This window comes from Streptomyces sp. NPDC058758, assembly GCF_042746075.1.
Lineage (GTDB): Bacteria > Actinomycetota > Actinomycetes > Streptomycetales > Streptomycetaceae > Streptomyces.
Map to the genome: position 1 here is coordinate 248,122 of NZ_JBHYPS010000008.1, position 18,256 is coordinate 266,377.

At 67.6% G+C, this 18,256-nt stretch carries 20 protein-coding genes and 1 pseudogene; 4 read left to right on the top strand and 17 right to left on the bottom strand.

Annotation, left to right across the window (positions count from 1 at the left end; genetic code table 11):
• Nucleotides 1–2: 2 nt before the first annotated feature.
• The gene (locus tag ACFW6A_RS13700; protein ID WP_190223537.1) at nt 3–359 is read right to left on the bottom strand and encodes a hypothetical protein; all 357 of its coding nucleotides are present in this window, start codon (nt 357–359) and stop codon (nt 3–5) included.
• Nucleotides 360–497: 138 nt separating this feature from the next.
• The gene (locus ACFW6A_RS13705; protein WP_386640668.1) at nt 498–1,277 is read right to left on the bottom strand and encodes a GntR family transcriptional regulator; all 780 of its coding nucleotides are present in this window, start codon (nt 1,275–1,277) and stop codon (nt 498–500) included.
• Nucleotides 1,278–1,295: 18 nt separating this feature from the next.
• Here ACFW6A_RS13705 and ACFW6A_RS13710 point away from each other — a divergent pair, with 18 nt between their 5' ends.
• Nucleotides 1,296–1,763 (top strand): NUDIX hydrolase, encoded by a 468-nt coding sequence (locus ACFW6A_RS13710; RefSeq protein WP_386640563.1) that lies wholly within the window; start codon nt 1,296–1,298, stop codon nt 1,761–1,763.
• On the top strand, nt 1,760–1,990 hold the full coding sequence (locus ACFW6A_RS13715) for an e9imm peptide (protein ID WP_386640566.1): 231 nt from the start codon (nt 1,760–1,762) through the stop codon (nt 1,988–1,990). Before ACFW6A_RS13710 ends, ACFW6A_RS13715 begins: the two co-directional genes overlap by 4 nt.
• Nucleotides 1,991–2,369: 379 nt before the next feature.
• On the opposite strand, the gene ACFW6A_RS13720 is transcribed toward ACFW6A_RS13715, so the two are convergent.
• From ACFW6A_RS13720 to ACFW6A_RS13745, 6 genes and pseudogenes are all read right to left on the bottom strand, one after another.
• A complete protein-coding gene (locus ACFW6A_RS13720) occupies nt 2,370–3,113 on the bottom strand; it encodes a hypothetical protein (protein ID WP_386640569.1) in 744 nt (247 codons plus the stop codon).
• A gap of 326 nt (nt 3,114–3,439) precedes the next feature.
• Nucleotides 3,440–4,621, bottom strand: coding sequence for a hypothetical protein (locus ACFW6A_RS13725; protein WP_386640572.1), 1,182 nt, complete (start codon nt 4,619–4,621; stop codon nt 3,440–3,442).
• Nucleotides 4,622–4,982: 361 nt separating this feature from the next.
• On the bottom strand, nt 4,983–5,330 hold the full coding sequence (locus tag ACFW6A_RS13730) for a hypothetical protein (RefSeq protein ID WP_386640575.1): 348 nt from the start codon (nt 5,328–5,330) through the stop codon (nt 4,983–4,985).
• Nucleotides 5,327–6,034: a GntR family transcriptional regulator gene (locus tag ACFW6A_RS13735; protein WP_376303263.1), complete on the bottom strand. Its 708-nt coding sequence runs from the start codon at nt 6,032–6,034 to the stop codon at nt 5,327–5,329. Before ACFW6A_RS13735 ends, ACFW6A_RS13730 begins: the two co-directional genes overlap by 4 nt.
• Nucleotides 6,031–6,312 carry a hypothetical protein gene (locus tag ACFW6A_RS13740; protein WP_376303260.1) on the bottom strand — a complete coding sequence of 94 codons (282 nt, stop codon included), beginning with the start codon at nt 6,310–6,312 and terminating at the stop codon, nt 6,031–6,033. The genes ACFW6A_RS13735 and ACFW6A_RS13740 overlap by 4 nt, the downstream gene beginning before the upstream one ends.
• Before the next feature lie 322 nt (nt 6,313–6,634).
• A pseudogene (locus tag ACFW6A_RS13745) lies at nt 6,635–6,912 on the bottom strand (hypothetical protein).
• 78 nt (nt 6,913–6,990) lie between these two features.
• Here ACFW6A_RS13745 and ACFW6A_RS13750 point away from each other — a divergent pair.
• The gene (locus ACFW6A_RS13750) at nt 6,991–7,755 is read left to right on the top strand and encodes a GntR family transcriptional regulator (RefSeq protein ID WP_362185337.1); all 765 of its coding nucleotides are present in this window, start codon (nt 6,991–6,993) and stop codon (nt 7,753–7,755) included.
• 204 nt (nt 7,756–7,959) lie between these two features.
• Nucleotides 7,960–9,546: a hypothetical protein gene (locus tag ACFW6A_RS13755; RefSeq protein WP_386640580.1), complete on the top strand. Its 1,587-nt coding sequence runs from the start codon at nt 7,960–7,962 to the stop codon at nt 9,544–9,546.
• 406 nt (nt 9,547–9,952) lie between these two features.
• Here ACFW6A_RS13755 and ACFW6A_RS13760 read toward each other — a convergent pair whose 3' ends face one another.
• From ACFW6A_RS13760 to traA, 9 genes are all read right to left on the bottom strand, one after another.
• The gene (locus ACFW6A_RS13760; protein WP_386640583.1) at nt 9,953–11,095 is read right to left on the bottom strand and encodes a tyrosine-type recombinase/integrase; all 1,143 of its coding nucleotides are present in this window, start codon (nt 11,093–11,095) and stop codon (nt 9,953–9,955) included.
• The gene (locus ACFW6A_RS13765) at nt 11,095–11,292 is read right to left on the bottom strand and encodes a helix-turn-helix domain-containing protein (protein WP_376181312.1); all 198 of its coding nucleotides are present in this window, start codon (nt 11,290–11,292) and stop codon (nt 11,095–11,097) included. The genes ACFW6A_RS13760 and ACFW6A_RS13765 overlap by 1 nt, the downstream gene beginning before the upstream one ends.
• 192 nt (nt 11,293–11,484) lie before the next feature.
• Nucleotides 11,485–12,675: a DUF3631 domain-containing protein gene (locus ACFW6A_RS13770; RefSeq protein ID WP_386640587.1), complete on the bottom strand. Its 1,191-nt coding sequence runs from the start codon at nt 12,673–12,675 to the stop codon at nt 11,485–11,487.
• Nucleotides 12,676–12,860: 185 nt separating this feature from the next.
• Entirely contained in the window at nt 12,861–13,736 is an 876-nt protein-coding gene (locus tag ACFW6A_RS13775) for a bifunctional DNA primase/polymerase (protein WP_386640672.1), read from the bottom strand.
• Nucleotides 13,737–13,786: 50 nt separating this feature from the next.
• Nucleotides 13,787–14,467 (bottom strand): SAM-dependent methyltransferase, encoded by a 681-nt coding sequence (locus tag ACFW6A_RS13780; protein WP_386640590.1) that lies wholly within the window; start codon nt 14,465–14,467, stop codon nt 13,787–13,789.
• Between the two features lie 84 nt (nt 14,468–14,551).
• Nucleotides 14,552–14,890, bottom strand: a complete 339-nt coding sequence (locus tag ACFW6A_RS13785) for a hypothetical protein (protein ID WP_386640593.1) — start codon at nt 14,888–14,890, stop codon at nt 14,552–14,554.
• An 8-nt stretch (nt 14,891–14,898) separates the two neighbouring features.
• Nucleotides 14,899–15,405, bottom strand: coding sequence for a hypothetical protein (locus tag ACFW6A_RS13790; RefSeq protein WP_386640596.1), 507 nt, complete (start codon nt 15,403–15,405; stop codon nt 14,899–14,901).
• Between the two features lie 172 nt (nt 15,406–15,577).
• Complete coding sequence (gene traB / locus ACFW6A_RS13795) at nt 15,578–17,641, bottom strand: plasmid transfer protein TraB (RefSeq protein ID WP_386640599.1); 2,064 nt, start codon at nt 17,639–17,641, stop codon at nt 15,578–15,580.
• 24 nt (nt 17,642–17,665) lie between these two features.
• Nucleotides 17,666–18,244, bottom strand: a complete 579-nt coding sequence (gene traA / locus ACFW6A_RS13800; RefSeq protein WP_386640602.1) for a plasmid transfer protein TraA — start codon at nt 18,242–18,244, stop codon at nt 17,666–17,668.
• Nucleotides 18,245–18,256: the final 12 nt, after the last annotated feature.

Below are 18,256 nucleotides of genomic sequence, written 5' to 3' on the forward strand. Positions count from 1 at the left end.
GATCAGGCGGCCTTCGGCATCGAGGCGCCGGCGGCGAGCGAGGTGACGGCCACGGCCCGGAAGGCGATGCCGTGCCGCCGCTGACCGTTGAATTCGCTCTCCCACGGCCGGGCGACGAGCCCCGTGATCGCTACGGGGGTCCCCATGGCCAGATCGGCGGAGACACCGGTCTCCGGGACGGTCACGCTCAGGATCTCCACCTCGCCGTTGGCCGCGAACATGACGTCCACGGTCGACAGCGCGGCCCCGGTCTCGGCGTCCATGGCGCGCTCGCCGGTACGGCGGTCCTTCACCTTGGGCTGCGGGGGCTGGGCCACCATCACGGCGGCGGCGGAGGTGTCGACGGGAATCTGACGCACGAAGATCACTCCTCTAGAAGTCCTGAACTCCTCCACTCATGTATATGAGTGACATGAAGAAGAGTGCACCACTCCTATACATGAGTCAACCCGCCCGGACGAAGAAGTCCAAGCGGGCTGGGAGGAGTTGACCGCGCGTCAGTCGGCGGCGGGGATCCGGTACTCGAAGACGAACTGGTCAGCGGCCATGAGGGTGTCGCAGACCTCGACCACCCGACCGGTCTTGGTGACGGCGTTCCGCAGCAGGTGAACGACGGGAGCACCAGGGCTCAACGCCAGCTCGGACGCTTCGGCCTTCGACGCCGGCCGGGCCTGGAGCGTCTCCACGAACTCTTCGAAGACGTGCCCGTCGTCCTCTAGCCGGGCGTAGATCCCGCCGGGGCCCGGGTTCTCGGAGAACAGCTCGGGGATGTCTTTCACGACATCCCACGGCAGGTACGACGAAGCGGTCTCGACGGGCGTCCCATTCCGGAAGTACAGCCGCCGCCGGGCCAGCACCTGAGCCCCGGGCTCGACCCCCAGCCGCGCGGCGACCTCCTCGGAAGCCTCCATGGGCCCGATGAACAGCACGCTCACCTTGGCCGTGGCCCCGGACTGGGCCGACTCAGCCAGGTAGGCAGCCTTCCCGCCCCGCCGATGGGACGCCCGGAACCGATCCGAAGACCGCAGTCGCACAGGCGGCCGGTCCTTCACGATCGACCCCTTCCCGTGCCGCGTCTCCACGAGCCCACTGGCCCGCACCTCGACCATGGCCTTCCGAATGGTCCCGCCGGCGACGCCGTACCGCTCGACAAGCTCGGACTCGCTCGGCACCAGGTCGCCAGGCTTGAGAACGCCGGCCCGGATCTGCTCCACGATCTCTTCGGCGATCTGGACGTACCGGGGTACCGCCCTGCCACCCCCTGCAGTCGTACCCATAGTCCTCTTCACTCTCCTATGCTCCTGTACATGAGTAACAGCGCCCAGAAGACGACGTCAACGCCACTGCACTCCGTGTCCGTCGCGGGCGCAGTCGTACGCGAAGACGGCCGCCTCCTGGCGATCCGCCGAGCCGACAACGGCACCTGGGAACTCCCGGGCGGCGTCCTCGAACTCACGGAGTCCCCCGAAGCCGGCGTGACCCGCGAGGTCTGGGAGGAGACGGGCATCCGGGTAGAGGTGGAGGAGCTGACCGGCGTCTACAAGAACACCACCCGAGGCGTCGTCGCCCTGGTCTTCCGCTGCAAGCCCGCCGGTGGCGAGGAACGGACCTCCGCCGAGTCGACCGCGGTCGAATGGCTCACCCCGGAAGAGATCATCGCCCGCATGACCGAGGTCTACGCGATCCGCCTCCTCGACGCCCTGGACGACAAGGGCCCCCACGTCCGCAGCCACGACGGCCGCCACCTGACCACCCAGCCGTGAGCACGCAGCCACCGCGGCGGATGCCCCACGAAGAAGCGATCTTCCTGGTCGAACGCCTGATAAACCCGGAGACACCCCAGGACCAGTCCTCCGAGATCCTGACCACGCTGCAACAGGGCCTGGCCTGCCCCCACATCAGCGACTACGTCTTCTGGAGCTCCGACCCCAACCCGACCCCGGAGAAGGTCGTCGACCGAGCCATGGCCTACAGGCCGATCGCCTTCTGAGGCCAGCGCGGTAAGAGTTTCCCTACTTCATCAAGGCACCCGCCGCGCACGGCGCGGCGCGCGCGGCCCGTCGCCCGGGCCTGCGCTCCTGTCTCCGCCCCGCTCCAGCCCGACCGCCGGCCGCACGCCTGACAGCTCGGGTTGATGGGGGTGAACCCCTCCGTGGCTGGGGCGGCCGGCTCCACGGCTTTAGGCAGCCACTTTGGGGCGAGCCTCTAAGATCATGACCCCCACGTCGTGCTTTACCGGGCAGGTCCACAACCTGCCCGACGCGCCGCAAGCTTAGGGGGCCATGATCACTCGCCCCAAAGCAGCTCCAGCCCAAAGCCGCTCCGCCGGCCTTACTGCCGTCAGTAACGGGACCGCGCTCTACACCTCACTAAAACGATGAGGACTCGTCAGCTCCATCCTCTACGTCGAGCTGACCCGTCGAACCGTCCAAGGCCAATTGCTCTGAATTCGCCTTGAGGAGTAGGTTTATTGCAACCTGCCTATCATTTTCACTACCCAAAAGGACTTCCAGCCTTGAGGTGTGAAACTGGACTTTCCCCTTCAGTTCTCTTTTTCCCAGGACGGTGGCCATGCCGCGAAGAAGATTTATCTTCAAGGAGTTGAGCTCTTTCGCCTGCCATTTGGTCGATAGTCCAAATGTGGCCTCTCGCAACAAATCATCACCCAGCAGTACTACTGAATCCGGAACGTGCGCTATGCCAAGTGCACGCACAGCCGCCAGGTACACGCGCTCCAGCAGTTGACCGAAGCAGTAGCTTCTCTCGGAGGGATCCTGATTGTCCGCTGTCGTAGGGTCATACGGGATCAAGTAGAGGGGGCGAGAATCCCCATCTATAGCAGGCGAGATAAGGACGCGGTCCAGTACCTTTGCTATGTGCGGCTTTTCAGAAGGATGGCTGAGGCGGAGATTGGCCCAGAGGCCGTCAGCGTCTATTTCGAGCCCGAGCGTCCCGTAAGCGGCCGACTCAAAACCTGCCTCTTCCACTTCGATCCGCAGCTCTTCAAGACACTGCATCTGCAACTCGGCGTCCTCTACCGGGAGCGTATAGACGACGAAAGCATCACCTGCAACACCTAGGGCAGACTCGGCATCTGAACTTGCTACGAGCAACTTTCGAGCCTGCCCGGCTGTGCTGGACTCGGACCCGAACCCCGAAGCCTTACACTCCAAAACCAGATGATCCCCGGATTCGTGATGATGGACCACAAGGTCCGGCTCAGGCGGGGCAGGGCCCCACCCAACGGAAATCAATTTTGGCTTTACAGAGGCGGAAAAGGGAAGTCGAGACCCCATAGCCCTCAAACGATAGCCTGCTTCGAAATAAGGTCGAGTCGGACTCACCCCCTCCGCCCGTTCCGATACAAGCCACAAACAGGAATTTACCTGAAATACAGGATCCCTAGTTAGCAATTCCCCCCCCTAGTGCGGAATTGACGCTAGACGGCAGCCGCTGGAATCAGGGCGCCATACTCCTTGTCGCCGATGTAAGCCGTCACCTTAGGGTCGATGAATCGCTGAATATTGGAGATCAGTCGATTTACCGAATTCCCGCATGTCCCGTGCGGCAAGATGGCCACCACGCGAGAAGGTGTGAATTCCATCACTAGTGGCTGCCAGAGGTGTTGATCAATAGCGTTCGCGTGCACCTTAGTTGCATTCAACCATTTGGCATACCCGGTGAGCCTGAATCGGTTGCGCCTGTTATTGAACATACTCATAACCCAGCGACGAAACAGGTCTTCCGCGAGAGGCTTACTGAATACGATTTCAGCAACGGATCCCACCCCGCGCACGCCGAGCGAGCTAGGTGAAACTGCAGAAGTCCAGAGTTGACGCTCGACACTTCGCGTCAACGATCTGTACATACCCACCACGTCATGGAGTGCGGTTCGATGATCAATAAAAGAACCACTCCTATTGGTCACTTTACCGTCGTAGTAGAGATCGTGTCCCCCACGCCCCTGCGCGGGTAGACGCATCTGTGTAATGGAGGCCAAAGGGGCGTACTCCTGCTGGAGCGGATCCATCTTCTGCGCCATGACATCCAGCTTGTCGACCATCGTGAAGCGCGATGTGCGACGTTCGTCGGGAAGATGCTCGCCAGCATCCTCCTCTGAAACTTCATAGATCGATTCATGCTCAAAGGTAATTTTTCCGTAACGGCGACCGCTATTCCCGGCAAGCACATTCGACCACAAAGCCATGAAGCTTTGAGAAGACAGCCAAAGGTGATCAAGGAATGGATTCACCGAAACGGCCGAGCGAACCAGCTTGTCTGACTGATTCGAGGGCAGCAAAGTGTAGAGCGTCATGTATCTAGAGTCGACCTGCTCAACTAGGGCAACACGTTCGCCACTCTCGGTTGAAACGTCAAACGCGGTCCTGTCTAGAGGGAGAGGCGTCGCCTTCAATCCACTCCTCGAGAACAAGTCCTCAATTGGCAACTGTGAATCTGGATTACCGCCATCGACGGTTTCCAGGATGTAGCTTTTCTGGAGTCCGGCAGTCAGTTTCTTATCTTCGAGTTGCTGGACGGTTGAGCTGTTGCCTGAGAAATAGTCGAAATAGTCAGATTTCCTATCAAACTTCGGCAATAGAGCGTTCTGAGATACTTTCATTTCCCCCCCTCGGTCCGCCTTCGCCGCATGCTTGATGCTCGATCTTGCTTGCTCAAAATCATCGGCAACAGACGTATACCACGCTTCAGTCCCCCTCTACCAAGCTTTCCATGATCCTTCCGAGGTGACAGCTAGGCCGTCAGTTCCAGGAGCGCAGATGCTTCCGTGATCGACGGAGGCTGCCGGCCAGCGAACACCTGGTCATCACACGTGCTGGTAGGGCTCGAGTGCTACGGCGTTGGTTCCGAAGCTCACGATCTGCGTCCGCACGTTGCCTTCTACCAGATCACAAGTTCGGACGGGCGGCGGCAGAGGGCGCCTGCCAGGTTGCGTGGCCCTCTGTCGATGTCGCGCACCGATGTTAGCTAGAGGGTGGAGGCGGAGGTTGCGGCACCACGCCGTCTTCGTTGCGCTTGAGATGGCTGGTCACCGCCATGCGCTGGCCACGGCTTGCGGCGATGCGAAGAGCGCACTGCAAAGCTCCGACCAGGTCTGTAGACAAGTCTCGAAGGTCCTCCGAAGTCGTCCTCTTACCGCTGAAGGCTTCCAGCGCGTGAGTCACAAGATCCTCGGCCGAGCTGAGTTGGATCTCTTCAACGGTGTCGGCCAGGCGGGAGAGGTAGCTGTTGCTGTCGTCGGTGCTCAGGAAGCACGGTTTGCTGTCGGGGCCGGACCAGGGGAGTAGCCGTAGTTCGTCACGGGGGGTCATCTGTCCGTCTCGCCATCCTTGAGTGTTGGGTGTGTGGTGAAGACCGCGTCTGCGGAATCGCTGGGGAGGGTCAGGAGCGCGGCTTCGATCACGCGGCCAGTGGAGTTGAGAGCGATGCGCGTGATGGTGAGGACTGTCCGCGTGGGGCTGATCCGGAGGGCAGCTGCCTCTTCCGGGGTGGGGAGGCGGACGGCCACCGTCTCCCGGGTTTCCGTGCGGCCCGCGTTTCGGCTGCCAGGCCAAGAGGATGAGGCGAGTTGTGCGGTCGGTACGAGGTCGCGGGGGATGTAGATGCGGGCCACGCTTCGGGGGGTCTCGCCCTCGTAGGTTGTGCAGTGGAACTCCGTCAGAGGGGTGCTGGACGGGACCTTAAAGAGGGTTCTGATGTGGCCGTGGGCCCGGATGTTGGTGGTGCGGATGGTGGTCTGGAGGTCGGGGGCGAACGGTACGCCGGTGCCGCCCGTGTAGGTGATGCGGCGGAGCGGAGCGCGGACGAAGTTGCCCTTGCCGTGGGTCTTCTCGATGAGCCCTTCGGCCTGGAGGAGGGCGAGGGCTTGGCGGATGGTCGGGGTGCTGACCTTGTAGTGGGTGGCCAGCTTGGGTTCCGAGGGGAGGCGGTCTCCGGGCTTGAGGCCGCCGGTGGTGATCTGGATGCGGAGGTCTTCGGCGATGGTGTCGCGGAGGGTCGGCACGGTCGGGGTCACCACCGTTTCTGGACTCGGAGGGCAACCAGGCGGGTGCGGGGGTGCATGGTCAGTTGCTCACCCGTTTCGAAGAGGAGGCGTTTGGCGCCGAGGGGGAGTTGGCGGAGGTCGGCTACTCGGCAAGGTTGGCCGCCGATCTGGATGACGTCGCCTCGCTGGACGTTGATCGAGGTGATCTCGATGGGGGCGACCACGGCGCCGGTCGGGGTCCAGGGCTTCATGCCGTTGCCTCCGGGTGGGGCGAGGTAGTCGCTGGCGTGTGGCAGGGGCAGGCGCATGCCTCGTAGATCACCGGGATGTCGACCGGGGCCGTTGCCGGGGAGGAGTGGGCGCACTCGTGGTGGGTGCCGATCTGGCACCGGGACGAGCGGTACGGGGTGGGCTTCGTGTGAGGCATCAGGCTGCCTCCGCCGGCGTGCGGTGGGGGCGCTCGGTGGTGGGGGCGTACCGGCTGACGCGGGGCGTGCTCTCGCCGTGGGTGATGGTCCGTCCCGGTGAGGTGGAGCGGCGTAAGGGTCTGTGCGGGTGGGCGGTTCGGGCGTGCCGCGGTCTGGTCGGGTGGAGTGCGCGGCGGATACGGTTGTGCATGCTGATCAGCTCCTATCGCTGATGGCCTGGTCCCCGGACGTCGCGTGTCGCGGGGACCGCTTGTTCACTGCGGCCCAGAGGGTTCGGCCGCCCAGGCTGGTGGCGAGGAGGCCGAAGCGGTCTGCCTGTGCCAGGACTTCCAGGACCTCCCGCCATGTCTCTGCCGGAAGGGTTTCCGGTACCTCCGCTTCGATCGACGTGTGTCTGGTGTGGGCCAGTACGCGTGTGGTGAGTCCGAGGGCGGACAACCGGGCGGCGAGGGCCTCCGCGCTTACTTCGGGAGCAGGCACAGGGCAGCCTCCGTTACCGGTGATCACTTTAAGTGAAGCTAGTTAACTAGATTAGAGCTAGTGGACTAGATTTTCCATATGCCTGAGCAGCCGCCATACCTCCGTATCGCCGACGAACTGCGGCGGCGGATCGCGGAGCACGAGTGGAGTCCTGGAGACCGGCTGCCCTCGCGGGCCCAGATCGGCCAGGAGTGCGGGGTGGGCGAGAACGTCGTTCGCCGGGCCCAGGAGTTGTTGATCTCCCAGGGTGTGCTGGAGGGGCGGGCCGGGTCCGGGACCTATGTCGCCGAGCCCCGGCAGCGGGTGCGGATGGTGCGGTCCGCGGCGCGCGAGCAGCCTGACGGGTCGCCGTTCCAAGCGGACATGAAGGCCGTCGGGCGGAACGGCGGCTGGGAGAGCCGGACCGATGCGAAAGTGCCCGCGCCGGCGGAGATCGCTGCGCGGCTCGGGATCGGTGAGGGCGAGCTGTGCGTCCGGACCAAGTACGAGTTCCTCGCCGACGGCCGACCGGTGCAGCTGTCTACGAGCTGGGAACCCTATGACCTCACCGGCGGCACACTCGTCGTCCTGCCAGAGGGCGGGCCGCATGCCGGGGCCGGCGTGGTGAACCGTATGGCGGAGATCGGCGTTACGGTCAGCCACGCTGTAGAGCAGCCCGAGCCGCTACAGGCGACCGCCGAGGAGGCGTCGCTCCTGGGAATCCAGAAGGGCGCCCTCGTCACCCGGATCCGGCGGACCTACTACAGCGACGAGGGGCGGCCTGTGGAGACGGCTGACATCGTCGTTCCTGCCGCCCTGTGCGAGATCGTCTACGAGATCCCTATCAATCGACGGCATGGCTAGGCCACCAGCTCTAGGGCGAGTGGCCAGGCCACACCCCCACATGACCTTATTGATGTCGCTGGGGCGCGCGGAGGGACGCTGAACTACACATCTCCTTAGGCCAGGTCATGCTGATGGGTATCGATCTGTTCAGTTGCGGTCGGCCACACACTACGGTTGCGCCAAAGGTGTTGTGATCAGTGCGCACTGTGCACGGGAGTGTGGATGCAGCCTCTGTATGCGGTCGATTTTGACGTGTCGTCGACGCGTGGAGCTTCCTTTGATGTGCTTGGGCAACTGCGTGAGCATCTTGCGTCGTGGCTGAACAGCCCTCCTAGCGGCGGGCCCACGGCAGCGGACCTGGTCGTGGCCGGAGAGGCGTTGCTGGCTGCCAAGCCGCCCGGTCGTGAGCAGAGGCAGGTGCGCTGGTGGGTTGAAGCAGGCGACGTTGCTCAGGCGCTGCGGGTACGTTTGTCGCATCCGATCGACAGTGGTGCACGGTTCGTCACGCAGGTGACGCTGGCCAAGGTCTCCGATCAGGTGTCGCTGCGGGTCATGATGGGACAGGAGATCCCAAGTGGTTGGCTAGCTCCGATCCAAGACCCGTCGTTGTACCGGCCGAATGTGTTGGGCAGGGTATGTGGGGACGAAGCCCTTAGCTTGCGCACTCTGAGCCAGGTGGTGACCGGTCGGTTCGAGCCGATCCGCCGGAGCGAGCAGGTTTCGGTGCTTGCTGAGTCGCTGGTGGCTCCCACCCGGCTGCCTGCTCTGCTTATTCAGCCGCGGGACGAGTCAGCGTGGCAGCTCGCCAGACGGGCTTCGTCGCAGCTTGCCGGCCTGGCTCAGGTTGTCACCCTCAATTACGCAACTAGTCGGGCTCTTTCGCGGGAACTGCCTGAACTGCAGGTCCCCGATGGCGGGGTACTTCTAGTCTGGCCCGATCTCCGGCTGTCTCATCCGCGCTATTCCCGGTCTGAGATCGCCGTCGAGGGAATGGTCGAGCACTGGATGCGGACCCTGGCGGAGCTGTCTGTGCTTGCGCGTGGCTCCGACCGGGGATGGGACGCGGCGCGGCAGTCGGCGCGCGCGACTGCTGCACGACGGGCGGCAGCCCAAGTCGAGGAGGCACGTCGTCTTGGTGACGCCGCTGCGGAGCGGGCGGCACTGGAGCAGCGCGTACGTGAGCTGGAAGAAAGCGTCAGCGAGTGGGAAGGGCTGGCCATATCGGAGGCAGCCCGAGCGGATGAGCACGTGTCCAAGGCTGCTGACGCGACCAAATTCGAAGAGGAAGCGACACGGTGGCGCAAGCTCTATGAGCAGGAACGCGTCTCCAGCGGTGCCTCTTCAGCGCCGGTGGACCCCTGGGCGACTATCCCTGACTTGCAGAAGGGGGTATCGGCTCCCACATACCGAGCGCTGGAGGCCGCGTCGGAGGGTCGGGTCGTGTTCACCCCCAATGCCGAGCGGAGCTGGAAGTCAGATCAGTACCGCTTCCATGAAGAAATGACTGAGCAGTTGGTCTTGCTTGCCAAGGCGGCAGCAGACCTCTATGAGCAACCGCAGCCGTCTATGCCGCGCCTTGATGAATGGTTCTCCACCCAGCACGGGCTAAAAGTGGCAACGAGCGATCTGACCATTAAGAAGGATCCGAAGATGCGGTGGGCCTCCTACGGGGGTAAACAGCATGACACCCTGCCCCATGTGAAGGTGCGAGACGGGGTTGCGCATAGTGACTGCGGACGTATTCACTTCGCCCTGGACCCCGACAACCGTCGCTTCATCGTTGACCATGTAGGCGTCAAGAAGTACTGACTGGCCTGCATGGCTACTCATGCGGCGCATCTGACATCCACGATCGACATCACACAGTTGGGCGCGGGCAGCGTTACCCGGTCACTAGCGTCATGACAGTACCTGGCAGTAGACCTCGTGCAGTCGAGCCGATCGAGCTTACAGGCAGGTCTCGGCGCCGGGGCCCGTGCCAGATCCGTGCCAGATCGGGCAGTCATCCACGGTCAATTGGGGTCTGCGGCGGTGCAGGTAAGTGTGTGGCGCCCAGCGCCGTTGTACGCCCGTTGACCAGCCAAGACCGCTGTGTGATCGGCGCCAGGCTTACAAAGCAGATGTCGGCGGTTCGAAACCGTCCGCGCCCACCAGTGCAAAGGCCCCCGCAGCTCATCGCTGCGGGGGCCTTTGACGGTAGAGGCTGACGGCAGTCTCACTCGGGACGGCGTCGGCGGAGCAGCCGGTCCATGTGCCCCATCGCCTCACGTCGACGCTCGTCGGAGACGTGGGTGTAGATGTTCATCGTGACGGCGATCTGCGAATGCCCCAGGATCTCCATCACGACCCGCGCCGGCACACCTGCGGCGAACAAGAGCGTCGCGCACCCGTGCCGGGCGTCGTGCAGTCGGATCCGGGGGAGCCCGGCCGTCTCCGTGATGCGCTGGAAAGAGCGGCTCAGGTTCATCGGCTCGACCGTGCGACCCGTACGCGTCGTGAAGACGTAGTCACTGTCCTGCCAGTCCGCCCCCGCCGCGTCTCGCTGCGCGACCTGCCGCAGACGCTGCCAGCGCAGCGGCGGCACGCACATCAGGGGGAGGGGAATGACGCGGCTCCGGCGGTTCTTCGTGGAGTCCGCGTACAGCTCGTTCTGCACCCGCTGGATCTGGTTCCGCACGGTGAGGGTGTGGCGCTCCAGGTCGATGTCCGACCAGCGCAGCCCGAGCACCTCCCCGCGGCGCAGCCCAAGGGCGACGGCGAGGACGAACGCGGCGTACAGCGCGTCTCCCCTTGCCGCCTCTAGGAAGGCCGTTGTCTGCTCCAGGTCCCATGGTTTCAGCTCCCGCTGCTCCACCCGCGGGGCCGGTACGAGCTTGACCACGTTCCGGCCGATGAGCTCCTCCCGGCAGGCAGCGCTTAGCGCGCTGCGCAGGACCCGGTGCGACTCCTTGGCCGTGGCCGGAGACGCCTGGGCCGAGACGGCGGCGAGCATGCGGCGTACGTCGGCCGCCCCCAGGGTCTCCAGGCGCTTCGTTCCGAGGTTGGGGACCAGGTACAGGCGGATGTGGGTCTCGTACTTCGCGTACGTCGTCTTCTTGCGGTCGTCCTTGACGAACTGCTCCAGCCAGTACGGCAGCCACTCGGAGAGCTTGGCCGAGCGGGTCGGCGTCGGGATGCCCTGCCTGTCCCGTCGGACGAGCTCCTGCCGCTTGGCGTCGCACTCCTCCCACGTGGCCCCGTAGACCGTCTTCCTCTTCCGGGTGCCGTCGGGCTGCGGGACGTACACGCGGGCCTCGTAACGCCCGTCTTTACGCTGCCAGATGCTGCCGGCGCCGTTCGGGTTCCTCTTGCGTGCCATCAGGCGGCTTCCTCCAGGCGGTTGTCCATGTAGGTGCGAAGTGCGTCGAGTGGGATGCGGCGGCAGCGTCCTTCGGTGTAGCTGGGCAGTGCACGGGAGCGGATCAGGTCGTAGACCTTGCTGCGGCTGTACTTCAGGGCAGCCATGACCTCGGGGACGGTCACGGCGGTGTGGCTGGTCGGGATCGCGGTCGTCAAGGCGTGTCTCCTCGGCGTGCGGGGGCCTCTCCGGCCCCTTCCTGTCAGGTCCGCTACCTCCGCTACCTCCGCTACCGCCGCTACCGCCCTGGTCAGGGGCATGATCGGAGGTAGCGGATGGGGTAGCGGTAGCGGATGAATGCGCTACCGGCCCCGGCTCGGGTGGCGGGGGCGGGTAGCGGGGGGAGCGGATTAGGTAGCGGACGTGAAGAGGTCTGCCGCTACCGTTTCCGGGCCGCTGACCTGCGAGGTAGCGGCGGTAGCGGAAGTAGCGGCCCTCAGCAGGGGAGGGGGGCAGTAGCGATCCCAGGCGTCGTACAGATCGGCCGCGTAGTACCCCTTCAGTACCGCGCCGGCGGTCTTGATGTTCCGGGCCTTGATGGGGGTGTTGTCGGTGGTCATGTACTCACCGAGCATCTTGGCCAGGCCCCGGGAGTCGAGCGGCCGTCCGGCCATGTCGGCCCAGGGCGCCTCCTCCAGCGCGCACAGCCGGTCGAGGATGGCGACGGTCGGGAGGCGGTCGATGCCGACCATGACGTGGTCGCGCAGGTCGGTCAGCAGCCGGATGCCGATGGATCCCTTGTCGTCCGCGCGGGCGGCGCTGACCAGCTCCACGCACGCGGCGCGGGCCCGCTCGGGCCAGGCCCCGCCCGCGGCGTCCGCGACGGCGAGGAGGGGCTCCCACACGTCGGCGGCCCGGTCGGTGACGCCGTCGGGCATCTCGGGCCAGCGTCCGGCGATGTCCTTGTGGACCTGCTCGGCCCACTGGGCGAGCTGGTCGCGGAGCTTGTTTCCCTCGGCCTCGTGGAGGCGGGCGCGGAAGGGTTCGACCTTCTCGTTCCGGGCGCGGCGGCGCATGCGGATGATGACGGAGCGGGTGGTGATCGTGTCCGGGAGTCCGCCGAGCCCGGCAACGGCGACGGCGCTGTAGGAGGGGAACTCCACCACGGTCTGGTTGCCGCCGTCTCCAACGCAGCGGTAGGTGACGCCGGAGCGGCGGTGGCCGGCGTTGAGGAAGCCGCGCAGCTCCTCGTTGTCTCCGGCCTTGGGGCCGAAGACGGTGTCGATCTCGTCGTAGAGGATCGTGGGCCGTCCGGCGGAGTCGGACACTGACCGGAACAGGGCCGCGGCCCGGGCGTTCACCGCGAGCATCGGCCGGGGCACCAGGGTCTCCACGACCTCCAGGGCGCGGGACTTGCCGGAGCCGGGCTCCGGGGAGAGGAACGCGATCCTGGGGGTGGAGTCGAACGCGTCGAGGAGGTGGGCGTGGGCGTCCCACAGGGCGACAGCGACGTAGGCGCCCTCGCGGGGGAAGACGTTGAACCGGCGGTGGAACGCCTCCACCTCGTTGAGCAGGGCGGCGCCGTCGATCGTCTCGGGCATGCGGGATTCCCTCCGTACGGGAGCGGGGGTGATGTGGTCGACCGGGTGCGGGGCAGGGATTGAAGAGACGCCTTCGGCGGCGACCTTCGAGGCGCCCATCGCGTTGATTGGCGGCGCCGGTGCGGCGGCCGCGGGCCGGTCGGCGGCAAGGGTGAGGCTTTTCAGGAGCGGGGGTTCGGGGTGGCTCATGCGGCGGCCGGCCGGGGGCGGACGGTGCGGATGGACCAGTCGAGGGCGCTGCGGATGGTGGCGCGGCACTCGGATGCGGACAGTCCGGCCGACTCCCCTGCTGCCTGAAAAGCCTCCTCGGCCACGTGGCGGGGGATGTCGCCCCACGCGACGAACCGCCCCACCGCGCGGGCGGACGCCAGCAACTGTGCGTTCCTGCCGCCCTCCAGGGTCGCGGCGACGGCGGCGGTCTCCCGCTCCAGGGCCACCTCGGCGGCCCGGGTCCCGCTACCGAGGACGACGACCGGTGCCGGGCCCGAGGTGCGGGCGGGTTCGGGCGAGGTGGTGAGGGCCTGGTGGAGCCAGTCGGGGAGTGGGGCCGGGGGGCGGCTGTCGAGGATCTCGTAGGCGCCGTTGTCGGTGGTGCTGCCGGGGGCGACGACGTAGCCGCCCCAGCCGCGGGTGTCGATGTGGGGGCCCAGCTTCTTGGCGCTGTTGCGGAGCCGGGCCCCGTCGGGCTGGGTGAAGTACAGGTGCATGCCGCCGCGTGCGGACCGCACGCGGTGGGTGAGGGGGACGGCCTGCCCGGCGCGCTCGCAGAGCGCCTCGAAGGCCGTGACGCCGTCAGGCGTCCCGCTCTTGTCGTTCGCCTTGACCGTGTCCAGGTCCACGACGAGGAGGCCGGACGGGCCGGTGGCGATGCCCACGTTGTACGGGGCGTGCGTCCACGCGGCCACAATCAGGTCCGGGTCGGTGGTGGCCCGCTGCTCCGGCGTGCGGTGCCCGCCCGAGCACCGGCCGGTGGTGGGGCAGTCGCGTTCGGGGTGGCCGGCGGGCCGCTTGTCCCGGGGCCGGAGCGGGAAGACGTGCCAGCCGCGCTCGGCGGCGGCCATGGCGTGGGCGAGCAGGCCCAGTCCGGGCAGGTCGATGGACGGCAGATCACTCACGCCGCGGCCTCCGCCCGGGTCTGGGCGAGGTACTGGACGCCGATCCACTGGGTGTAGGCCGGGGGGATGCACTCGCGGATTCCGTCGCGGTTCATCCACGGCACGCCCAGGACGCGGCGGGCGTGGGCGACGCCGGAGAAGTTGCCGACGAACTGGCCGTAGTGGCCAGGCGGGATGGGGCGGCCCATCTTCGCCTGCGGCACCAGGTGGGCCGGGTGCGCGGGCGGGGTGAGGGTGAAGCCGGACGTCTCGAAGTAGCGGTGCCGGTAGGTCTCCAGCCCGTACATCGCCCCGCACAGCATCACCGGCTCGTGCAGTTTGGGTACGGCTCCGCGCACGTTCTCGATCACCCACAGCCGTCCCGTCGACTGCAGCGCCTCGCGGGTGGGGGCGATGAGGTCGGGGTGGGCGTTGTTCCGGATGCGCTGGCACTCGGAGTCGTACTGGCACGGCGGCGAGGCGTGAATGAGGTCGAACCGCGCGCCGTGCTTGCGGATGAAGGCGACGGCGTCGGCCTGGATGAAGCGGTAGGGGTAGCGGGGCTGCGGGGCGATGTCGACTCCGACGATGTCGAAGCCGGCGGCCGCGTATCCGGCGGCGGCGCCGCCCTGGCAGCAGAACGCGTCCAGCAGCAGCGGCCGGGCGCCGTCTCGCTGGATCGGGATGGGATGGGTCATGCTGGGTGTCTCCAGTTCGTCTCTAGCGGTCTGGACGAGGGCGGCCCCAGGCTTTGGCGAGACGGGGGCCGCCCTTCTTGCTGTTCACGCGGCGAACAGGCCGCGTTGCCCCTGCTCCATGGGTGTGGGCGGGGAGTCGGTGGGCGTCTCCGGGGTGAGGGTCGGGAGGCGCTGGTCGGTGGTGGGGCCGTCGTTGTGGAAGCGCCAGGTGCCCGCCGCGTGCTGGGCGGGGCGGCGCCTGGTGGGGGCGGTGTAGCGGCGGGCTTCGGTGGGGTGGGTGTCGTTCCACGTCTCCGCGCACACCTTGTGGACGGGTTCACCGGCGTGGGACCGCATCGGGGTCGGCTTGCCGCACAGGCAGCAGGCCAGCATCCGGGATCGGTCGAAGTGGCTGCGGTCGCCCCAGTCGAGAACGGGGGCCATGGCCGGAGCTAGTGGTTGATGGTGCCGTTGGCGCGGCCGAACAGGCCGGTCGCGGTGATGTTCTGGGTGATGTGGGTCGTCGTCCGCACAGGACCCCCACCCGCCCCGCTGCTGCCGCCGGTGAGGGCGCGGCGGGCGGAGCGGAGCGCGAGGGGGACGGCGATGACGGCGGCGACGACGAGGGCGGCGGCTGACCACAGGGCATGGCTCATGGCGATGAGTCCCGGGGCGGCGTAGGAGAGCCCGACACCGGCCGCGGCGACCCCGCCGCCGACGGTCGGTGCGAGGAGCGCGGTCGTCTTGGCCCACCCCGGAACCGCCCCGGCCGGGCGGCTGGGGGCGTTCGGGGCGGGGGTGAGGGTGTAGCCGGTGACGACCCGCCCGTCAGGCAGCTGCACGGACGCGACCCCCGGAAGGACGGTCGGCGGGGCGGGAACCACAGCCCCGTGGGTGACGGAGTGGAGGGGGATGGGGTGGTGGATGACGGGAGCCGGGTAGGCCGTGTGGTCGGGCATGGTGGGGCCCTTCTCGGGGTGTGGGTGGGGCCCGCGACGCGAGGTGTCACGGGCCCGGATGCCGGGGTGTCCGGCAGGTGTCAGGCGGAGGTGTCAGGGCGCGTGACACCCGCTCCCGCCTAAGGGTTCGGGTGTCACGGGCCCGTGACGGTGTCAGGGCGTCACGCGGGTGTCAGGCGGCGGCGAGGGCGGGGACGATTCGCCACCGGCCGGTCTGGTTGGTGGGCTCCAGACGGCCGTCGAGGGCGGCGTCCTTCAACCGGGCGGAGACCCACGGGCGGCTGTAGCCGTTGGTCTCGCACCAGTCGGTGAAGTCCTTCGGGCCGACGATCATCCGGCCCTGCTCCTCGAACTCCTCCAGCGCCTCCTCGAACAGAACCCGGGCCTCCTCAGGGGAGGGCTTGCGGCCGGGCTCGGTGCCGAAGAGGGGGGCTTCGTCGCCGGGCTCGTCGCCGGGCAGGTCCGTGTCGGGGTCGATGCCGTCGTCCGCGGGGTCGAGCCACATGCCGTCGGTCATCTCCTCGTCCTCCTCGGTCTCCACCAACTGGAGCTGCGGGGCGGTAGCCCCGGCGGCCGGGCCGTCGGGGGTATGGCGGGTGCGGTGGGTGTAGGCGTTGCCGACGGTCGCCTCGAAGGCCCGGACGGTGACCGGGTCCATCGGGGCGCCGTGGGCGGCGGCCCAGTCCGCGAGCTGCTCCATCACGTCCATGGAGCGGGTGGTGAACCGGCGGGTCCGGCCCGGGGCGGGGTAGCGGTCCTCGGGGATGCCCGCGGAGACCAGGTAGCAGTAGCCCGGCCGCCGGTTCCCCCACGCTCCCGGGTGGGCCCCGGCGTCCAGGACGGTCTCCGGGAGGGCGAAGCCCTCGTCGCGAGGGTCGCAGCCGAACGCGAGCACGGACGGGAGGGAGGCGCGGGTGCTGGTGCTCATCTGGTCGTAGCTGGGGCGCTGGAGGGAGACGATCAGGGAGACGCCGGCGGCGCGGGCCTCCTGCGCGATGCCGGTGAACGCGTCGTCCCCCAGGGCCCGGAGGGTGTTGGCGGCCTCCTCGAACCAGGCGACCAGGTAAGCCATGCCCTCGCAGCCGCACGCGGTGCCGTCCGGGCGGCAGGAGTGCGCCGGGGCCGTCTGTTTCCCGGCGGCCTGGACGGTCCACTGCCGGTAGCGGTGCGCGCCGAGCCAGCGGGTGCGGGCCGGGATGGCAGCCTGGAGCGCCTCCACCATCGCCTCCGTGCCCGCGCCGCCCTCCTCGGCCCAGTCGAAGGCCGGGAGGAGGGGCCGGAAGTCCTGGAAGGACTTGGGGTCGGACAACAGCACGTTCACGTCGGTGCGGGAGACGATCTCCGTGAGGACGTTCAGAGCCCCGTCGCCCTTGCCGGAGCCGGTGCCGCCCGCGATCAGCAGGTGGGTGGCGTTGCGGCCCTGCTCCGGGTCGCCGGGCAGCCACAGCAGCAGCGGAGAGCCGTCGTCGTACCGGCCGATGACCAGCGGATCGGCGATCGATCCGCCCAGGTTCGACGGGCCGTCGTACTCCACCACTTCCCCGAGCATGTCCTCGGGCACGATGACCAGCTCGCCGCGGCGGGCGGAGTCCGGGTGGGGCTGGAACCGCAGCGCCGTGGTCGGCAGGTCCAGCGCCGACGCAAGCCGCGGCAGCACCTTCGACACGTCCTCGGTGGTCTGCTCCCCGGGTTCCAGCGCGATCTGCGCCGTGACCCGGTTCGGCTCCACCTTCGTCGCCCCGATCGCGGCGCGGGCCAGGCCGACCTTCTCCAGCAGCCCCTTGTCCCCGCCCCCGGCGGCCGGACTGTCGCCGTTGCGGCGCATGGCCATGCGCACGTTCCACGACAGCGCGACCACGGGGCCGCCCATGAGGAACAAGTCGTCCAGCGGGCCCGTGGTCGGTCCGGCCAGGCAGGCGCCGGTCAGCCACGCCGACCCCGCCGCCACCGTGATCGCGGAGTGGAGACGGCGCTGCTGGGTGGTGTTGCGGCCGATCCACCACGTCGCCCCGGTCAGCGCGACCGAGGCGAGCGTGAGGCCGGCGCCGGCGGCGGCGCTGTCGGCCCACCGCAGGTTGCCCAGGACACCGGCCAGGCCGGTCCCGGCGACGCCGAGCCACGGCGGCAGGTGCGGCTTCGCCCGGTGCAGCAGGTAGGCCGTGATCGTGCCCCCGGTGGAACCACCGCCGCCGTGGTCGTCGAGGACGTCTATGGTCGTGTGCTTGCGTCCGGCCATGACCGGACCTCCCTCCGACTCGGGTTACTGCTGGACCCAGTTCATGCGCTGCTGCGCCCGCGGGCGGGCGTGGTGGCGGACCCGGTTGATCTCCTCCTGGTACTCCTGCTGGAACGTGGCGTAGGTGGCGGCGGCGAGCTTGGCCGCGTTGCGCAGCTCGTCCGCGGACTTCTGGAGCTTGCGCGCGACCTTCGCAGCGCGGACGCGGGAGCCGCCGATGCGGCCCTCGGGGTCCGGCACGGCCGCCAGCACGCTCTTGAGGATCTCCGCGCCCATCGCCACCTCGATCGACAGGGCGACGGACAGGGCCCGCAGGTGGTTGCAGTAGGCCCGGACCTGAGCCGGGGAGGAGAAGTCCGGCTCCGGCATCAGCGCCTGCGAGTGCGGACGCCGCCCGCCACCGCCGCCGTTGACGTTGGTGCGGTTGACGTTGACGCTGACCGGCGGGACGAAGCTGCCGCCCATCGCGCCGACGAACCCGCCGAGCGCGGCGCCGGCGTTGGCGAACTTGTCGGACTTGTTGCCCCCACCGTTGGTGGCGCGGGTGTTGGTCCGCGTGGTGCGGGTGGTGCGGCGGGCGTTGGGGTTGGGGATCTGGGGCATGACGGGGTCTCC

Bases quoted from the DNA above. Each gene is read 5' to 3' on its own strand.
- ACFW6A_RS13710 (WP_386640563.1), top strand. From the start codon at position 1,296: ATGCTCCTGTACATGAGTAACAGCGCCCAGAAGACGACGTCAACGCCA.
- ACFW6A_RS13775 (WP_386640672.1), bottom strand. From the start codon at position 13,736: ATGGCCGCCGCCGAGCGCGGCTGGCACGTCTTCCCGCTCCGGCCCCGG.
- traA (WP_386640602.1), bottom strand. From the start codon at position 18,244: ATGCCCCAGATCCCCAACCCCAACGCCCGCCGCACCACCCGCACCACG.
- ACFW6A_RS13730 (WP_386640575.1), bottom strand. From the start codon at position 5,330: ATGACCCCCCGTGACGAACTACGGCTACTCCCCTGGTCCGGCCCCGAC.
- ACFW6A_RS13725 (WP_386640572.1), bottom strand. From the start codon at position 4,621: ATGAAAGTATCTCAGAACGCTCTATTGCCGAAGTTTGATAGGAAATCT.
- ACFW6A_RS13790 (WP_386640596.1), bottom strand. From the start codon at position 15,405: ATGCCCGACCACACGGCCTACCCGGCTCCCGTCATCCACCACCCCATC.
- ACFW6A_RS13785 (WP_386640593.1), bottom strand. From the start codon at position 14,890: ATGGCCCCCGTTCTCGACTGGGGCGACCGCAGCCACTTCGACCGATCC.
- ACFW6A_RS13705 (WP_386640668.1), bottom strand. From the start codon at position 1,277: ATGGGTACGACTGCAGGGGGTGGCAGGGCGGTACCCCGGTACGTCCAG.
- ACFW6A_RS13740 (WP_376303260.1), bottom strand. From the start codon at position 6,312: ATGCGCCTGCCCCTGCCACACGCCAGCGACTACCTCGCCCCACCCGGA.
- ACFW6A_RS13755 (WP_386640580.1), top strand. From the start codon at position 7,960: ATGCAGCCTCTGTATGCGGTCGATTTTGACGTGTCGTCGACGCGTGGA.
- ACFW6A_RS13750 (WP_362185337.1), top strand. From the start codon at position 6,991: ATGCCTGAGCAGCCGCCATACCTCCGTATCGCCGACGAACTGCGGCGG.
- ACFW6A_RS13770 (WP_386640587.1), bottom strand. From the start codon at position 12,675: ATGCCCGAGACGATCGACGGCGCCGCCCTGCTCAACGAGGTGGAGGCG.
- ACFW6A_RS13780 (WP_386640590.1), bottom strand. From the start codon at position 14,467: ATGACCCATCCCATCCCGATCCAGCGAGACGGCGCCCGGCCGCTGCTG.
- traB (WP_386640599.1), bottom strand. From the start codon at position 17,641: ATGGCCGGACGCAAGCACACGACCATAGACGTCCTCGACGACCACGGC.
- ACFW6A_RS13760 (WP_386640583.1), bottom strand. From the start codon at position 11,095: ATGGCACGCAAGAGGAACCCGAACGGCGCCGGCAGCATCTGGCAGCGT.